12 protein-coding genes and 1 pseudogene are annotated in these 16597 nt (G+C 71.8%); 7 read left to right on the top strand and 6 right to left on the bottom strand.

The features are described from left to right. Positions 1-9: 9 nt before the first annotated feature. Both mltG and ACIGXJ_RS13705 read right to left on the bottom strand, forming a co-directional pair. Entirely contained in the window at positions 10-852 is an 843-nt protein-coding gene (gene mltG / locus ACIGXJ_RS13710) for an endolytic transglycosylase MltG (protein WP_399644159.1), read from the bottom strand. 43 nt (positions 853-895) lie between these two features. Continuing rightward, entirely contained in the window at positions 896-2698 is a 1803-nt protein-coding gene (locus ACIGXJ_RS13705) for an ABC transporter ATP-binding protein (protein WP_399644157.1), read from the bottom strand. A gap of 95 nt (positions 2699-2793) precedes the next feature. On the opposite strand from ACIGXJ_RS13705, the pseudogene ACIGXJ_RS13700 reads away from it, so the two are divergent. Further along, positions 2794-3222 (top strand): annotated as a pseudogene (locus ACIGXJ_RS13700) (MarR family winged helix-turn-helix transcriptional regulator); the annotation flags it as partial. 218 nt (positions 3223-3440) lie between these two features. Here ACIGXJ_RS13700 and ACIGXJ_RS13695 read toward each other — a convergent pair. Next, complete coding sequence (locus tag ACIGXJ_RS13695) at positions 3441-5039, bottom strand: peptide-N4-asparagine amidase (RefSeq protein ID WP_399644155.1); 1599 nt, start codon at positions 5037-5039, stop codon at positions 3441-3443. A 187-nt stretch (positions 5040-5226) separates the two neighbouring features. Between ACIGXJ_RS13695 and ACIGXJ_RS13690 the strand changes: the two genes are divergently transcribed. The 4 genes from ACIGXJ_RS13690 (at position 5227) to ACIGXJ_RS13675 (ending at position 10595) form a co-directional block, all read left to right on the top strand. Then, the gene (locus ACIGXJ_RS13690; RefSeq protein ID WP_399644153.1) at positions 5227-7068 is read left to right on the top strand and encodes an ABC transporter transmembrane domain-containing protein; all 1842 of its coding nucleotides are present in this window, start codon (positions 5227-5229) and stop codon (positions 7066-7068) included. Further along, complete coding sequence (locus ACIGXJ_RS13685; RefSeq protein ID WP_399644151.1) at positions 7065-8978, top strand: ABC transporter ATP-binding protein; 1914 nt, start codon at positions 7065-7067, stop codon at positions 8976-8978. Before ACIGXJ_RS13690 ends, ACIGXJ_RS13685 begins: the two co-directional genes overlap by 4 nt. Positions 8979-9809: 831 nt before the next feature. Continuing rightward, positions 9810-10277, top strand: a complete 468-nt coding sequence (locus tag ACIGXJ_RS13680; protein ID WP_399644148.1) for a DUF5709 domain-containing protein — start codon at positions 9810-9812, stop codon at positions 10275-10277. A 54-nt stretch (positions 10278-10331) separates the two neighbouring features. Beyond that, entirely contained in the window at positions 10332-10595 is a 264-nt protein-coding gene (locus ACIGXJ_RS13675) for a type B 50S ribosomal protein L31 (RefSeq protein WP_399644146.1), read from the top strand. A gap of 47 nt (positions 10596-10642) precedes the next feature. Here the strand turns inward: ACIGXJ_RS13675 and ACIGXJ_RS13670 are convergent, their stop codons facing one another. Further along, entirely contained in the window at positions 10643-11437 is a 795-nt protein-coding gene (locus ACIGXJ_RS13670; RefSeq protein WP_399644143.1) for a metal-dependent hydrolase, read from the bottom strand. 145 nt (positions 11438-11582) lie between these two features. Here ACIGXJ_RS13670 and ACIGXJ_RS13665 point away from each other — a divergent pair, with 145 nt between their 5' ends. Then, positions 11583-14096, top strand: coding sequence for a DEAD/DEAH box helicase (locus ACIGXJ_RS13665; protein WP_399644140.1), 2514 nt, complete (start codon positions 11583-11585; stop codon positions 14094-14096). Between the two features lie 19 nt (positions 14097-14115). Continuing rightward, entirely contained in the window at positions 14116-14982 is an 867-nt protein-coding gene (locus tag ACIGXJ_RS13660) for an acyl-CoA thioesterase (protein ID WP_399644138.1), read from the top strand. Between the two features lie 5 nt (positions 14983-14987). Here the strand turns inward: ACIGXJ_RS13660 and ACIGXJ_RS13655 are convergent, their stop codons facing one another. Both ACIGXJ_RS13655 and ACIGXJ_RS13650 read right to left on the bottom strand, forming a co-directional pair. Then, a complete protein-coding gene (locus ACIGXJ_RS13655) occupies positions 14988-15932 on the bottom strand; it encodes a DUF6397 family protein (protein ID WP_399644136.1) in 945 nt (314 codons plus the stop codon). Between the two features lie 156 nt (positions 15933-16088). Continuing rightward, positions 16089-16502 (bottom strand): roadblock/LC7 domain-containing protein, encoded by a 414-nt coding sequence (locus tag ACIGXJ_RS13650; protein WP_399644134.1) that lies wholly within the window; start codon positions 16500-16502, stop codon positions 16089-16091. Positions 16503-16597: the final 95 nt, after the last annotated feature.

Here is a 16597-nt window from a genome sequence, read left to right as displayed (position 1 = left end):
GCCACCGGGTCACTTTCCGGGCTGCGCGCTCCTCTTCTGCTGGGCGTTGAACTCCGCCACGTTGCGCTGGTGTTCGGCGTAGTCGGCGGTGAAGCGCGTGTCGCCCGGCTTGACGGTGACGAAGTACAGCCAGTCGCCCGGCGTCGGGTTGATCGCCGCGCGCAGGGCCTCCTCGCCGGGGTTGGCGATCGGTGTGGGCGGCAGGCCCATGCGCTGGTAGGAGTTGTACGGGCTGTCCAGGCGGGTGTCGTCCAGCGAGGTCGTCAGCGTGGAGCGGCCGAGCGCGTAGTTGATGGTGGAGTCCATCTGCAGCGGCATGCCTCGCTCCAGCCGGTTGAAGATCACCCGGGCCACTTTGCCCATGTCCGCCTTGGTGGCCGCCTCGGCCTGGACGATGCTGGCGATGGTGACGGCCTGATAGACGTTCATCGCGTTGCGCTGGGCACCGGCCGCGATGGGCGCGCCGTTGAACTTCTTGTTCGCGGTGTCGACCATGTACGCCAGCAGCGACTCGGGCGTCGCCTTCTCCGGGAGCGGATAGGTCGCCGGGAAGAGGTAGCCCTCCGGGTTGCCCTCGGCGTCGTTGGGCAGCTTGAGGTGGGCTTTGGCCAGCGATTTCCTGGTGGCGCCCGGCGGCAGTTCGAGGGCCTTGTCGACAGCCGAGTAGACCTGGGCGGCGCGCCAGCCCTCGGGGATCACCAGTGCGGTGGGCTTCGTCTCCTCCTCGCCGCCCAGGGTCAGCAGCGGCACCGCCACGGCGGTGCCGGCCACGACGGCCCCGGTCGCGATGAGGACGATACGGCCCCGGCGCGTCAGTCGGATCGAGCTCCGTGGCGGAGTGTTCATCTGCATGCGGGCACGGTAACCCGCATACCCTCACAAAACCGGCATATCGTCATCTTGTCGGCTCCAGTCGGGCGTCCCGGCGCACCAGGGCCGCGTACCGTCCGTCGAGCCCCAAGAGCTCTTCGTGCGTCCCCCGTTCGGCCACCCGGCCGGCGTCGAGGACCACGATCTGGTCGGCACTCCGGACGGTGGACAGCCGGTGCGCGATGGTGAGCGTGGTCCGGTTGGCCGACAGCGCGTCGATCGCCTGCTGGACGGCACTCTCGGTGCGGGTGTCCAGCGCGCTGGTCGCCTCGTCGAGGATCAGCACCGGCGGGTCGCGCAGGATCGTGCGGGCGATGGCCAGGCGTTGCTTCTCCCCGCCGGAGAAGCGGTGGCCGCGTTCGCCCACGACCGTGTCGTAGCCGTCGGGCAGCGCCGCGATGTGGTCGTGGATCTGCGCCGCCTTCGCCGCCGCGTGCAGCTCCTCGTCGGTGGCGTCGGGCTTGGCGAAGCGGAGGTTGTCCGCGACCGAGGCGTGGAACAGGTACGTCTCCTGGGAGACGACGCCGACCGCGCGGGCCAGGGTGTCGAAGTCGAGGTCGCGCACGTCGACCCCGTCGAGGGTGACCCGGCCGCCCGTCACGTCGTACAGCCGCGGCACCAGATAGCCGAGCGTGGACTTGCCCGCGCCGGTGGGTCCGACCACCGCGAGGCTGCCGCCCGCCGGGACGGTGATGTCGATGCCGTCGAGGATCGGGCCGTCCTCGGCGTCGTAGCCGAACCGGACCTCCTCGAAGCGGACCTCGCCCTTGATCCGGTCCAGCCGCACCGGCCGCTCCCGCTCGGTGATGTCTATCGGCAGGTCCAGGTACTCGAAGATGCGCTGGAAGAGCGCGAGCGAGGTCTGGATCTGCACACCGGTGCCGAGCAGGCTGACCGTGGGCCGGAACAGGCCCTGCTGGAGCGAGACGAACGCCACGATGGTGCCGAGCGAGACGTCCGGGCCGCCCAGATGGAGGGCGAGGCCGGCGGTCCAGTAGATGACGGCGGGCATGGCGGCCATGACGATCGTGATGACGGCCATCCGCCAGCGGCCCGCCATGTTCGAGCGGACCTCCAGCTCGACCAGGCGCTCGGACTCCTGCGCGAAGGACTTCGTGAGCGACTCGGCGCGCCCCATCGTGCGGCCCAGAAGGATGCCGCTGACCGAGAGCGACTCGGTGACCGTGGCGGCCATCGCGGCCATCTGTTTCTGGCGCTGGGTGGTGATCCGCTTGCGTTCGTTGCCCACTCTGCGGCTGATCCACACGAACACCGGCAGCAGGAGCAGCGAGACGACCGTGAGCCGCCAGTCCAGGGCCAGCATCGCGGCGACCGTCGCTATGACGCCGGTGAGGTTGGAGACCAGCGAGGTGGCCGTGGAGGTGACCGTCGCCTGCATGCCGCCGATGTCGTTGGCGATGCGGGACTGCACCTCGCCGGTACGCGTGCGCGTGAAGAAGGCCAGCGACATGCGCTGGAGCCGGCCGTACACGGCGGTGCGCAGGTCGTGCATGACGCGCTGGCCGACCGTGGTGGAGATCAGGGTCTGCAGCACGCCGAAGACGCTGGTGAGCACGGCACTGAGGATCATGCCGAGGGCCAGCAGGGTGAGCAGGCCGGTGCGCCGCTCGGGGATCGCCTCGTCGAGGATCGCCCTCAACAGGAACGGCGTGGCGACCGAGACCAGCGAGGACGCGCCGACCAGCAGGCCGACGACGGCCAGCCGGCCGCGGTAGGGGCGGAACAGCGCCAGGATGCGGCGCACCTGCCGCGGTTGCTCGCCCGCATCGGCGGGCGGGGTCCAGGTGGGTGTGCTGTCGGGGTGCATGGGCTCCTACGGGGTGGGACGGGGCCGGTGGCCGACGGATCGTAGCTCATTGTTACCTATACTCACAATGAACGGGGTCCTGATATTGTTCCCGCATGACCACCCCAGATTCCGAGGGCCTGCTCGCCGAGCAACTTCTGCGGCTCACCCGCCGGGTGCACCGCATCCAGAAACGGCATCTGGAACATCGGGACCTGGGCATCACTCCAGCCCAGTCCCGGCTGCTGCGCACCCTGGCGCACTTCGGCTCACCGCCCCGGATGGCCGACCTCGCCGAGCGCCTGGAGGTGGTGCCCCGTGCCGTCACGACGCTGGTCGACGGCCTGGAGGCGAGCGGCAGGGTGCGGCGGGTGCCCGACCCGGCCAACCGGAGGGTGATCCGTATCGAGGTCACCGAGGAGGGGCGCGAGGCCCTGCGCGAACTGCGCGAGGCACGGCGGTCGGCCGCGGAGGAGATCCTCGCCCCGCTGTCCCCGGCGGAGCGGGCGCTGCTGCAGGGACTGCTGGACACGCTGATCGACGGGGACGGCCCGCTCGCGGAGCACGGCCACGGTGTCGAGCTCGGCCACGGCCAGGTGGGGGAGGTCGGCCGCGGCGGCGAGCACGGCCAGGTCGGCCGAGTGGGCGAGCACGGCCAGGTCGGCGAGCGCTGCTGAAACCTTTCCGGGCAGGGGCCGGGGCAGGGGCCGGGGCAGGGGCAGGGACGTCTGGACGCACCCTGCCCCACTCCCCCGTTCCGCACTCAGCAGGTCAGACGGTCCTCCGTCAGCACCCCCTGAACCGTCGTCAGCGTGCGGTCGTAGCAGCCCGCCGAGCCGCGCAGCCGGTAGCGCTCGCTCGTCGTGCCGACCGCGTGCCGCTGGTCACGCGGCACGTTGATCGTGAAGGTGGCGTCGCCCGTGTGGGTGTCGTCGAGCCGTGACCAGGCGGCGCGGACGCCGCCCCGCGTTTCGGTGGTCGCGGCCCGGTCGCCCAGGGTCAGCGCGGTGCGCAGCCGGTCGGCGGCGCCGAGCGTGGTGGTGCCGTCCATCGTGTACGTCCGGTGCGTACGGGTCGTCCGCGCCGGGCCCGGCCCGTCGACGGTCCGCGTCTCCGCGTCCGTCCAGGTGGCGTCGAGCGCGTCCACCGTCTCGCCGTCGGTCCAGCGGTGCACCGAGGTGTGGGCCAGCGTGCGGGTGACCGTGGTCCTTACCCGGCCGTGCGAGGTGTCGACGTACCCGGCGACGGTCAGCGCGTGCCGCCCCTCGGTGTCCACACGGTGCTCCGAACCGGGCGTGTAGGAAGAGTCGTTCACCAGGTCGGTGGCCTCGGCCGAGGTGAGCGCGCCGGGGACGTGGGCGCGGCCGGCGTCCTGCCAGACCAGCACGTTCACCGGGGTGCTCCAGCCGCTCCGCCCCGCGGGGACACCGGCGACGGACACCTCGACCCGGTGCGGCCGGCCGTCGTTGAGGACCCCGGCGAACGGCGTCAGGTCGTACTCGATCGGCTTGATGTCGAAGGCGCGCGGCCCCGGAACGACGTACCAGAGGAAGGGGTTCGACCATCCGCCCGTCCAGACCGTCGGGAACGGGGCGGCGATTCCGGCCAGTCGGCCGTCCACCCGGATCTGCACCTCGCGGTACGGGCCGTCGTCGGCCGGGCACGAATAGGGGGCGGAGCCGGGCACGGTCAGGTACCAGTACTCCTCACACCCGCCCCCCGATCCGGTGGCGTACACCTCGGCGAGGATGCGTTCGCTGTTGCCCGGGGCGGTGAGGGTGGTGCCGTCCGTGAGGGTGAGCACCCGGTCGGGGGTGCGGTGGGCCGCGGGGCGTCCCGCGTAGAAGGTGAGGGTGACCTTGACGTCGATGACGCCGGTGTAGGTGTCCGTGACGACGTTCCCGATCAACATCTCCACGTCCCCGGCGGCCCGGAAGGTGTCGCTGTAGCGGGTGACATCCTTCTCCACGGACCACTCGATGCCGTCCGGCGAGGGCTGCGGGGTGGACGTCCGCAGGATCTCGACGCCTCCGACATGGACGTATCCGAGGCGGTCGTACTGCCGCCCCTTGACCTTGCCGTCGAGCCGCAGCACGACCTTGCTCCAGCGGTCGCCGCAGCCCTCGGGCGGGGTGTATCCGCCTGTGTACGGCGTGAAGTCGCGGAACTGCGCCTCGGCGAGCGTCACTCGGCAGGACTTCCCGGCCGGCTTGCCGACGGGTGGGGCGGCGGTGACCGGGTCGTGCCAGTCGCTGCCGAACTCGGCCGGAATGTCCGCCGATCGGGCTGGGCCGGCTGCGAGGAGGGTGCTCGCCAGGAGGGTCGCCCCTGTGAGCATGGACATGATGATCCGGTTTCTCATGCCCGGTGTTCTACGGGGAGTCGGGCGCCGTGGCAATGAGGCGTTCCGCAAGGCGTCCTCAAGTGGCCGACGCCTTACGGGCCTGAGGAAAAGCGCTTGCCACCGGCTACGCGATGACGCGAACCTTTCACGGTTTGCTGCCGCCGGTGGGCGGTCCCGCACTCCTGACACGAGCCACTGGGACATCATGCAGATCCAAGACCTTCCGTATCCCGACCCGGGCGTTCCCGACGCAACGTCGGGTCCCAGATTCCTGTGGTGGCTCGGCCGGAACCAGCTGGGAGGGCAGCTGAAGTCCCTGGCCTGGGGACTGCTGCACTTCCTGTCCGTCTCGACGCTGCCCTTCTGCGTCGGCCTGGCGGTGGAGGCGGTGATCGACCGCTCCGGCACCCGCCTCGCCGCCGCCGGCGGACTGATGGCGCTCGCCTGCGCGGGCAACGCCATCGGCTCGACCGCCCTGCACCGCGCCGCCGTCACCAACTGGATCACCGCCGCCGCACGTGTCCAGCAACTCCTCGCCCGCAAGGCCGCCCAGCTCGGCTCGGCGCTCACCCGGCGGGTGGCCGCCGGAGAAGTGGTGGCCGTGTCCACGGGCGACGTGGAGAAGATCGGCTGGTTCGTCGAGGCGATGTCCCGGTTCACGGCCGCCGCACTGACCGTCGTGGTGGTGTGCGCCGGACTCGTCGTCTACCAGCCGGCGCTGGGCGTCGTCGTCGCGGCCGGCCTGCCCGTCCTGGCGCTGGCCGTGCTGCCGCTGCTGCCACGGGCCACCCGGCGGGCCGACCAGCAGCGCGAGAAGGCGGGGCGCGCCACCGAGCTGGCCTCGGACACGGTGGCCGGGCTGCGCGTGCTGCGCGGCATCGGCGGCGAGGAACTGTTCCTCGAACGCTACCGCCGTGCTTCCCAGGAGGTGCGGCACGCGGCCGTCCGCAGTGCCCGCATGTGGTCGCTCATCGCGGCGATCCAGGTCCTGCTGCCAGGGCTGCTGCTGATCGTCGTCGTCTGCTACGGCGTCCATCTGGCACGCGAGGGCCGGATCACGGTCGGTGAACTCGTCACCGTCTACAGCTCCGTGCTGATCCTGACCTATCCGCTGCGGCACTTCGAGGAGATCGCGATGGCGTACTCCTTCTCCCGGCCCTCCGCGCGCCGGGCCGCCCGGGTGCTGTCCCTGGAACGGGCCACCGACAGCGATGGTTCCCTCGCGGGCCGGGCCCCGACCGGCGATCTGTACGACCCTACGACCGGCCTCCTCGCACCGGCGGGGCGGCTCACCGCCGTCGTGTGCGGTGACCCGGACGCGGCGGGCCGGCTCGCGGAGCGGCTGGGCGGCCACCCGAGCGAGCCGGGCACCTCCGTGCTGCTGGGCGGGGTGCCGCTGGACGATCTGCCGCTCGTCTCCGCCCGGACGGCCGTGCTCGTGCAGGACAAGGACCCCGTGCTGCTGTCGGGCACGCTGCGCGAACTGCTGGACGTGCCGGCCTCCGGTGAGGTCGACGCAGGCGACGCGCTGGCCGCGGCGCAGTGCGAGGACGTGCTGGCCGCGCTCGCGCAGGGCTCGCTCGACGCCGAGGACCCGATGGACGCCCAGATCACCGAGCGCGGGCGCTCGCTGTCCGGCGGCCAGCGCCAGCGCCTCGCCCTCGCCCGTTCCCTGGTGACCGACCCCGAGGTGCTCGTCCTGGACGAGCCGACCTCCGCCGTCGACTCGCACACCGAGGCGCGGATCGCCCAGGGCCTGCGGGAGCTGCGCGACGGACGCACCACGGTGATCTTCACCTCCTCCCCGCTGCTGCTGGACCGCGCCGACCGGGTCGTCCTCGTCCACGACGGCGAGGTCGTGGCGGTGGGCCCGCACCGCGAACTCCTGCGGACGGAACCCCGGTACCGGGCAGTGGTCACGCGCGACACGCACGACACGCGCGACACCGGCGAGGAGGCCGCGGACGCCGCGGACGCCGCGGACGCCGCTCGGGCGGATGCTCCGGACGACACCGACGCACTGGAAGAGATCGAGGAGACAGCATGATCGGCGTGGCGCCTCCGGCGTACGACCCGGCGGCCCCGACGACGGCGAGCACCCTCCCCGTCGGCGCCCCCGCGACCGTACGCGCGTACGTGAAGGAGCTGTTCCAGCGGCACCGCCGCGCCTTTCTCCTGCTCGTCGGGGTCAACACCGTCGCCGTGGTCACCTCGATGGTCGGGCCGTACCTCCTGGGCGACCTGGTGGAACGGATCTCGGAGGGGGCCCGCGAACTCCGTCTCGGGCTGACGGCCGCGCTGTTCGTGGCCGCGCTGCTCGTCCAGGCCGTCTTCGTGCGCGAGCTCAGGCTGCGCGGGGCCATGCTGGGCGAGCGCATGCTGGCCGACCTGCGCGAGGACTTCCTGGTGCGGTCGGTCGGGCTGCCGCCCGGCGTCCTGGAGCGGGCCGGGACCGGTGACCTGCTGTCCCGAATCACGACCGACATCGACCGGCTCGCCAACGCCATGCGCGAGGCCGTCCCCCAGCTGGCGATCGCCGTGGTCTGGGCGGCGCTGCTGCTGGGCGGTCTGGTCGTCACGGCCCCGCCGCTCGGCGCCGCGGTGCTGGCGGCCGTGCCGCTGCTGGTCCTCGGATGCCGCTGGTACTTCAAGCGGGCACCCGCCGCCTACCGCTCGGAGGCCGCCGGGTACGCCGCCGTGGCCGCCGCGCTCGCCGAGACCGTGGACGCCGGGCACACCGTCGAGGCGCACCGGCTGGGCGCACGCCGGGTCGCCCTGTCCGACCGGCGGATCAAGGAATGGACCGCCTGGGAGCGCTACACGCTCTGGCTGCGGTCGGTGCTGATCCCCGTCGTCGACATCACGCATGTGACGGTGCTGGGCTCGGTCCTCATGCTCGGCGGGGTGTTCGTCCTCCAGGGCTGGATCGACGTCGGCCAGCTCACCACCGGCGCGCTCATCGCGCAGATGCTGGTCGACCCGGTGGGTCTGATCCTGCGCTGGTACGACGAGCTGCAGGTGGCCCAGGTGTCCCTCGCGCGGCTCGTCGGTGTGCGGGACATCGAGCCTGAGGCGGGCGACGCGGCCCTGGCCCCGGTGGGGCGGGACGTGCACGCCGACCAGGTGCACTTCGGCTACCGCCGGGGCGTGGACGTGCTCCGCGAGGTGTCCCTCTCGGTCTCCCCCGGTACCAGGCTGGCCCTCGTCGGCCCCTCCGGCGCGGGCAAGTCGACGCTGGGCCGGCTGCTCGCCGGGATCTACGCGCCCCGGGCCGGCCGCATCACCCTGGGCGGTGCCGAGCTGTCCCGGATGCCGGCGGAACGCATCCGGTCCCACGTGGCCCTCGTGAACCAGGAGCACCACGTCTTCGTGGGCACCCTGCGGGACAACCTGCTGCTGGCTGTCCCGCAATCGCGGCGCGGTACCTGCGAGGCGCGCGCGATGGTGCCTGCTCAGGGTGGCGCGCCTGACTCCTTCGCGAAGAGTGCCTCCGGCAGGGCGGACCCTGTGCAGGCGTCCGCCGAGGGAACCTCCTCCGCCGACTCCATGGACGCCGAGCTGTGGCAGGCCCTCGCCGCGGTCGACGCCGACGGGTGGGCCCGTGCGCTCGAGGAAGGGCTGGACACGGAGGTCGGCTCGGGCGGCTTCGTCCTGACTCCAGCCCAGGCCCAGCAGATCGCCCTCGCCCGGCTGGTGCTGGCCGATCCCCACACCCTCGTCCTGGACGAGGCGACCTCGCTGCTCGATCCGCGCGCGGCCCGGCACCTCGAACGGTCCCTCGCCCGCGTCCTGCACGGCCGCACCGTCGTCGCCATCGCCCACCGCCTCCACACGGCCCATGACGCCGACGTCATCGCCGTCGTCGAGAACGGCCGCATCACCGAGCTCGGCAGCCATGAGGAGCTGGTCGCGGCGGAGGGGGCTTACGCGGCGTTGTGGCGGTCCTGGCACGGGTGACGCGACCGGCCTGCGGCCGGGCGGGGCCGGGCACGGGTGACGTGACCGGCCCGCGGCCGGGCGGAGCCGGCGTGAGGCCGGGCGGAGCCGGCGTGAGGCCGGGCGGAGCCGGCGTGAGGCCGGGCGGAGCCGGGGTGCTCGCCGGGTCGGGGGCCTCGACGCGCACCTGCGAATGCACCCAAGGCGGTGCGGGGCCATGGGCGGGGGCCGGGGAGTCCGAAGGGGCCGGGGTGCCCGAGAAGCTCGGGGAGGCGGGGACGCGGGGAGGCCGGGACGCCGGGAAGCTCCGGGGGGAAGCCGGGACGCCGGAAAGCTCGGGGGGACCGGGACGCCGGGAAGCTCGGAGGCCAGGAAGCCGGGAACGCATCCCGAACGGCATCCCGCGGCGGCCCCCCGCCCGGATCCCAGGGCATCTCGGGCCGGATACCGCTGCACGGGCCCCGCCGACAGCCGCCCCTCCCCGTCCCCCTGACGTGTTCGTCCCAGCCACCAGGCCCACTCCCGCCGACCAACATCAGAAAGCCTCCACCGGTCCGGGACCCGCCTCCCGGCAGGCTCCGCGCAGGTGCCGCAGCGCTGCTGCCGCAGGCCACGCCGCCGGCGGGCCCACCTGCGGCGGGGCATGGGCTCGCGGGGAAGGGTCCGGCCCCCGGCAGGGCCCCGTCTCGTGCCGTTGCGCGGTTCCGAAGAAGGGTGGAACTCTGGAAAGCGGCACCGGCCGCGGGACCACCCGACGGCCCGCCGATGCCGTGACGGCCCGCGCCCCGCGCGGGGACGACATCCAGCCGCCCGAGGCCGCGACGGCACCGTCCCCACCACCTGGAGGTACCCGTGAACAGCGCCGACGGATGGGGAGACGACGTCTACCAGCCCGACGCGTCCGACCAGCGCGAGGACACCGGGCTGCTCGACGCGGAGGACACCCTCGAGTACGACGGTGTCGGCGACCCCCTCGACCGGGGCTGGTCCCCTCCGGAGAGGCCCTTGGCCGTGGAGCACGACGGTGTGACGGCCGCCGAGCGGTGGCAGGGCGAGACCCTGGACCAACGCCTGGCCGAGGAGGTGCCTGACGTGGGCGCACCCGACGGGGACGGACTCGGCGACCACGACACCGACGGCGAGCTCCTGGACAACGAGGTCGGCGCGGTCCGCTCGGGCCGTCTCGTGGCTCCCGACGAGGGAGCCCACGAGGACGACGAGGCGGCGCTCGTCGCCACGGACGTCGGCATCGACGGTGCGGCGGCCTCCGCCGAGGAGGCGGCCATGCACATCGTCGACGAGGAGGCCCTGTACGGCTGACCTCGCACCCGGCCTTCCGCCCGACCCTCTTTCCACGCCGCACCAGGAGCACGTATGCAGCAGGACAAGCACCCCGACTACCACCCCGTCGTCTTCCGCGACCGGGCCGCCGGATACGCCTTCCTCACCCGGTCCACCGCGAACAGCGACCAGACCATCGAGTGGGACGACGGCGAGACCTACCCGGTCGTCGACGTGGAGATCTCCTCCGAGAGCCACCCCTTCTACACGGGCAAGGCCCGCACGATCGACACCGAGGGCCGCGTCGCCGCCTTCGAGCGGCGCTACGGCGGTGGGCAGTCCGGCGGGAAGGCCTGAGCACAGGCACCGAAGACGCCGGCGGTCGGGGGCGCGGCGCGGGTCGCTCAGATGAAGTTGAGCGCGGCCGCGCCGCCCACTCCCCCGAGCACCATGAACGCCGGCATCAGCACCTTCAGCTCCACCCAGCTGCCCGCCCGGAACCGCATGGCCTTGGGCGGGCCTATGGGGTACCAGCGCTTGCGGCCCACCGGGATCGGCCACAGGATCGGGCATCCGGAGACGGTCAGCGCGTCCCCGATGTCGTGCACCAGGGCGCCGAGCACGACCGGCAGGCCCAGCCAGAGGTACTCCTGGCCCGGTGCCGTGAACAGCCAGTCCGCCCCGTTGCCCGGCTTGTCCAGTACCCCGGCCAGGATCCAGGCGCTGGTCGCGGCCAGCAGCCAGACCAGCACATCGCTGCTCGCCCCGCGGGTGGCCCGCCACAGCAGCCCTTCGATCGCCAGCACCATGTGCACGAAGAGGATCGCCAGGACCGCCCAGCGGCCGCCGGTGATCGCCAGCACCGAGGTGCCCGCCCCGATCAGCACCGCCCACAGCCAGGTGTGCGTCAGCGTGCGGTGGCCGCCCGAGCGGCGCGCGTCGCCCTGCTTGCGGGTGGCCTTGTAGACGGCGTAGGAGAGTTTGTCCACGATCTCGCACAAACCGCGCGACAGCGGACCGAACGCGCGCGAGATGGTGGCCGCTTTGTGGTCCAGGTCCGGGGCGAGCGCCGCTCCTGCGCACAGCAGGGAACCGACCAGGAGGACCGGCCAGGGCATCGTGTGCCCCGCCGCGGCGGCGGCCGCTCCGACGCCGAGCCAGGCGGCGGCGCCCGACAGTGAGTGTGCTGGTCCCATCATCGCCGCTGCCCGCCCCGTTCCTCGTGTGCCGCTTTCCAGTTGGCCGCGTGGACTGACGCCACGTCGGCGACACAGCGTAGCGGTCGTGATCTTCGGGCGGGCATCCGATTCCCGCATCGGGGCTCGGGCCAGGCAAGATGGGGGCGTGACCCTCATCGATCAGCTCCCGCCGACCGCAGACCCCGACGCCCTCTACGAAGCCTTCGAGTCGTGGGCCCAGGAGCGGGGTCTCACGCTCTACCCCCATCAGGAGGAGGCGCTGATCGAGGTGGTGTCCGGCGCGAACGTGATCGTGTCGACACCCACCGGCTCCGGCAAGAGCATGATCGCCGCCGGCGCCCACTTCGCCGCGCTCGCCCGTGACGAGGTCACCTTCTACACGGCTCCGATCAAGGCGCTGGTGTCGGAGAAGTTCTTCGAGCTGTGCAAGATCTTCGGCACCGAGAACGTCGGCATGCTCACCGGCGACGCCTCCGTGAACGCGGACGCCCCCGTCATCTGCTGCACCGCCGAGGTGCTCGCGTCGATCGCGCTGCGGGACGGCAAGAACGCCGACGTCGGCCAGGTCGTCATGGACGAGTTCCACTTCTACGCCGAGCCGGACCGCGGCTGGGCCTGGCAGATCCCGATCCTGGAGCTGCCGCAGGCGCAGTTCATCCTGATGTCGGCCACGCTCGGTGACGTCTCGATGTTCGAGAAGGACCTCACCCGGCGCACCGGCCGCCCCACCTCGGTGGTCCGCTCCGCGACCCGCCCGGTGCCGCTGTCCTACGAGTACCGCCGCACCCCGCTCACGGAGACGCTCACCGAGCTGCTCCAGACGCAGCAGGCGCCCGTGTACATCGTGCACTTCACCCAGGCGCAGGCCGTGGAGCGGGCGCAGGCGCTGATGAGCATCAACATGTGCTCCAAGGACGAGAAGGAGCAGATCGCCGAGCTGATCGGCAACTTCCGCTTCACCACCAAGTTCGGCCGCAACCTGTCCCGTTACGTGCGGCACGGCATCGGTGTGCACCACGCGGGCATGCTGCCGAAGTACCGGCGTCTGGTGGAGAAGCTCGCGCAGGCGGGCCTGTTGAAGGTCATCTGCGGCACCGACACGCTCGGCGTGGGCGTCAACGTGCCCATCCGCACGGTGCTGTTCACCGCGCTGACCAAGTACGACGGCAGCCGTGTGCGCACGCTGCGCGCCCGGGAGTTCCACCAGATCGCGGGCCGCGCCGGCCGGGCCGGTTTCGACACGGCGGGCTTTGTCGTGGCGCAGGCTCCGGAGCACGTCATCGAGAACGAGAAGGCACTCGCCAAGGCGGGCGACGACCCGAAGAAACGGCGCAAGGTGGTGCGCAAGAAGGCGCCCGAGGGCTTTGTGGCGTGGAGCGAGGACACCTTCGAGAAGCTGATCGCGTCCGAGCCGGAGCCGCTCACCTCCCGCTTCCGTGTCACGCACACGATGCTGCTGTCGGTCATCGCCCGTCCCGGCAACGCCTTCCAGGCGATGCGGCACCTGCTGGAGGACAACCACGAGCCGCGCAAGCAGCAGCTGCGGCACATTCGCCGGGCCATCGCCATCTACCGCTCGCTGCTGGACGGCGGCATCGTCGAGAAGCTCGACGAGCCCGACGCCGAGGGCCGTATCGTCCGGCTCACGGTCGACCTTCAGCAGGACTTCGCGCTCAACCAGCCGCTGTCCACCTTCGCGCTGGCCGCGTTCGAGCTGCTCGACCCCGAGTCGCCGTCGTACGCGCTGGACATGGTGTCGGTCGTGGAGTCCACCCTGGACGACCCGCGTCAGATCCTCGCCGCCCAGCAGAACAAGGCGCGCGGCGAGGCCGTGGCCGCGATGAAGGCGGACGGTGTCGAGTACGAGGAGCGCATGGAGCGCCTCCAGGACGTCACCTACCCCAAGCCGCTGGAGGAGCTGCTCTTCCACGCGTACAACACGTACCGCAAGAGCCACCCCTGGGTCGGCGACCACCCGCTGTCGCCGAAGTCCGTGATCCGGGACATGTACGAGCGGGCCATGTCCTTCACCGAACTGGTCTCGCACTACGAACTGGCCCGTACCGAGGGCATCGTGCTGCGCTACCTGGCCAGTGCCTACAAGGCTCTCGACCACAACATCCCCGACGACCTGAAGTCCGAGGACCTCGAAGACCTCATCGAGTGGCTCGGCGAGATGGTCCGCCAGGTCGACTCCAGCCTGCTGGACGAGTGGGAGCAGCTCGCCAACCCGGAGGAGATGACCGCCGAGGAGGCCCAGGAGAAGGCCGACGAGGTCAAGCCGGTCACCGCCAACGCGCGTGCCTTCCGGGTCCTGGTGCGCAACGCCATGTTCCGGCGGGTGGAGCTCGCCGCCCTGGACCAGGTCGGGGAACTGGGCGAGATGGACGCCGAGTCCGGCTGGGACGCGGACGCCTGGGGCGAGGCGATGGACAAGTACTGGGACGAGTACGACGACCTCGGCACCGGACCGAACGCCCGTGGCCCCAAGCTGCTCGTCATCGAGGAGGAGCCGCAGAACCGCCTGTGGCGGGTCCGGCAGATCTTCGACGACCCGAACGGGGATCATGACTGGGGTATCAGCGCGGAGATCGACCTGACGGCCTCGGACGCGGAGGGACGCGCGGTCGTCCGCGTGACGGACGTCGGTCAGCTGTGAGCACAGGAGAGGCACGCCCATGACGAACCCGGCCGAGAGGCTCGTCGACCTGCTCGACCTGGAGCAGATCGAGGTCAACATCTTCCGTGGTCGCAGCCCCGAGGAGTCGCTGCAGCGGGTCTTCGGCGGACAGGTGGCGGGCCAGGCGCTGGTCGCCGCGGGGCGCACCACCGAGGGCGACCGTCCGGTGCACTCGCTGCACGCGTACTTCCTGCGGCCGGGCCGGCCCGGCGTGCCGATCGTGTACCAGGTGGAACGGGTGCGGGACGGGCGGTCGTTCACGACCCGCCGGGTCACCGCGGTGCAGCAGGGCCGCACGATCTTCAATCTGACCGCCTCCTTTCACAAGCCTGAGGAAGGGAGCTTCGAGCACCAGCTGCCGCCGGCCCGCAAGGTCCCGGACCCGGAGTCCCTGCCGACGGTCACGGACGAGATCCGGGAGCATCTGGGCGCGCTGCCCGAGCAGTTGGAGCGGATGGCGCGGCGTCAGCCCTTCGACATCCGGTATGTGGACCGGTTGCGTTGGACCAAGGAAGAGGTCCAGGGCTCCGATCCGCGCAGCGCGGTGTGGATGCGCGCGGTGGGGCCGCTGGGCGACGACCCGCTCGTGCACACCTGCGCGCTGACGTACGCCAGTGACATGACCCTCCTGGACGCCGTGCGCATCCCGGTGGAGCCGCTGTGGGGACCGCGTGGTTTCGACATGGCGTCGCTGGACCACGCGATGTGGTTCCACCGGCCGTTCCGCGCCGATGAGTGGTTCCTGTACGACCAGGAGTCACCGATCGCCACGGGCGGGCGAGGACTGGCCCGCGGGCGGATCTACGACCTGGAGGGGCGGCTGCTCGTCTCCGTCGTCCAGGAAGGTCTGTTCCGGGCCCTGTGACCTGGTCAGGCGTGCTGCGGTGCGGGTTTCGCGCGCCGCACACGCACCCTCCCGCGGCGGAGCCGGCCCAGCAGGCCCGTCCTGGGCGCGGACCCGCAGGCTTGCTCGGGGATGGCGACGACCTCGCTGCTGCGGGGCTCGGCAGGGGCCGCGGGCGCCTGGCGGGGCGTCGGACGCGGTGCTGCCCGGTGCCGGCGCGCCTCCTCCAGGGCCGCGGTCAGCTCGGACCTGAGCCAGGCGATCTCGTCCGGGTCGTCCGCCGTCATGATCCGCTCGGCGATGTGAGTGGACGGCGAGCCCGGCGAACCGTTGCCGGGCAGTCCGGGGCGGAAGCGGTTCACATGGGCGCGCTCGTAGGGGTCCGGCACCACTCGGGCGATCTCGACGGGCGCGAGCAGGGCCGCGACCGCTCCCGCGCGCTGCCAGGGGTCGTCGGCCTGGCGGAGCAGGAAGCCGAGGTGGCGTCCGCGCCAGTTCCGGGCCCGCAGGTCGAGACCGCTGTCGATCTGGCCGCGCAGCCCTTCGGGCATGCGGCCCGACAGCAGTGGGGCGTTGTGCTTGTCCGCGGCGAACTGTCGGAGTTCGTCGGCGAGGTACAGCCAGACGACGGCCCGGTAGCGGTTGAGGTAGAAGCGCGCCGGCGCCACCAGGCCGAGGCGGGCGAGCTTGGTGAACCGGGTGGGGGGCACCTTCATGAGGGCCGCTCCCTCGCTGGTGCCCACGACGCGCACGCTGTTCCGGAATGCCTCCGGGAAGCCCGGTTCGGCACGCAGTCGGTCGAGTTCGGATTGCGGGACGCGGCGGCCCCCGCCGCCCTCGTCGGGCACGGTGCGGATCCGCCCGAGGTGCACGGCCAGGTCGAACTCGCTGCGCTTGAGGCCCAGTTCGCGGGCGGCGCGGCTCGGCGTGCAGGTGAGGTGGCCGGATCGGGTGATGGTGTCGCCTGACATGGTGGGTCTCCCCCGTGGAGTCGGTGGCTGTCGCTGGTCGCGACGGCCGGTGGAAAGACCGTAGCGACCGCGGCCGATCTCGTGGCGAGCCTGTGGACAACTTTCCGACGAAGGACGGAAGGAGGACGAAAGCGCAGGTCAGAGAGCTGTGGATGGTCAGAGATCCATGGACTGGGTTCGCTCGGGGTGCCGGGAGTCCACGGCGAGGTGCTCGCCCACCCGGTTGACGAGCAGCGTCATCTCGTAGGCGATCTGCCCGATGTCGGCGTCGGCGCCGCTGAGGACGCACAGACAGCTTCCGGTGCCCGCGGCGGTCACGAACAGCACCGCGTCGTCGAACTCGACCATGGTCTGACGTACTTGTCCGGCGCCGAAGTGGCGTCCCGAGCCCTTGGCGAGGCTGTGCAGTCCGGACGCGACGGCGGCGAGGTGGTCGGCGTCCTCGCGCCGCAGTCCGGTGCTCGCGCCGGTGACCAGTCCGTCGTTGGACAGCACCAGCACATGCCGCACCTGGTCGACGCGCTCGGTCAAGTCGTCCAGGAGCCAGCCGAGTCCCTGGTTCTGCGCCATGTTCAGGTCTCCCCGTGTTCTCCCCGTGTGACGTCTCCCCCGTGTCGGGGGAACTCTTCGCAGCCTTCCCCACGAGCGGCGCGCGGGCAAGGAGG

Origin of the sequence: Streptomyces sp. NPDC053367, from assembly GCF_044545925.1 — a bacterium.
In the GTDB taxonomy this organism is placed as follows: Bacteria; Actinomycetota; Actinomycetes; order Streptomycetales; family Streptomycetaceae; genus Streptomyces.
This window is presented reverse-complemented; position numbering and strand designations above follow the sequence as displayed.

Coding starts and splice junctions, on each gene's coding strand:
- ACIGXJ_RS13675 (WP_399644146.1), top strand. CDS start 10,332: ATGCAGCAGGACAAGCACCCCGACTACCACCCCGTCGTCTTCCGCGAC.
- ACIGXJ_RS13670 (WP_399644143.1), bottom strand. CDS start 11,437: ATGATGGGACCAGCACACTCACTGTCGGGCGCCGCCGCCTGGCTCGGC.
- ACIGXJ_RS13660 (WP_399644138.1), top strand. CDS start 14,116: ATGACGAACCCGGCCGAGAGGCTCGTCGACCTGCTCGACCTGGAGCAG.
- ACIGXJ_RS13685 (WP_399644151.1), top strand. CDS start 7,065: ATGATCGGCGTGGCGCCTCCGGCGTACGACCCGGCGGCCCCGACGACG.
- ACIGXJ_RS13650 (WP_399644134.1), bottom strand. CDS start 16,502: ATGGCGCAGAACCAGGGACTCGGCTGGCTCCTGGACGACTTGACCGAG.
- ACIGXJ_RS13705 (WP_399644157.1), bottom strand. CDS start 2,698: ATGCACCCCGACAGCACACCCACCTGGACCCCGCCCGCCGATGCGGGC.
- mltG (WP_399644159.1), bottom strand. CDS start 852: ATGCAGATGAACACTCCGCCACGGAGCTCGATCCGACTGACGCGCCGG.
- ACIGXJ_RS13695 (WP_399644155.1), bottom strand. CDS start 5,039: ATGAGAAACCGGATCATCATGTCCATGCTCACAGGGGCGACCCTCCTG.
- ACIGXJ_RS13690 (WP_399644153.1), top strand. CDS start 5,227: ATGCAGATCCAAGACCTTCCGTATCCCGACCCGGGCGTTCCCGACGCA.
- ACIGXJ_RS13655 (WP_399644136.1), bottom strand. CDS start 15,932: ATGTCAGGCGACACCATCACCCGATCCGGCCACCTCACCTGCACGCCG.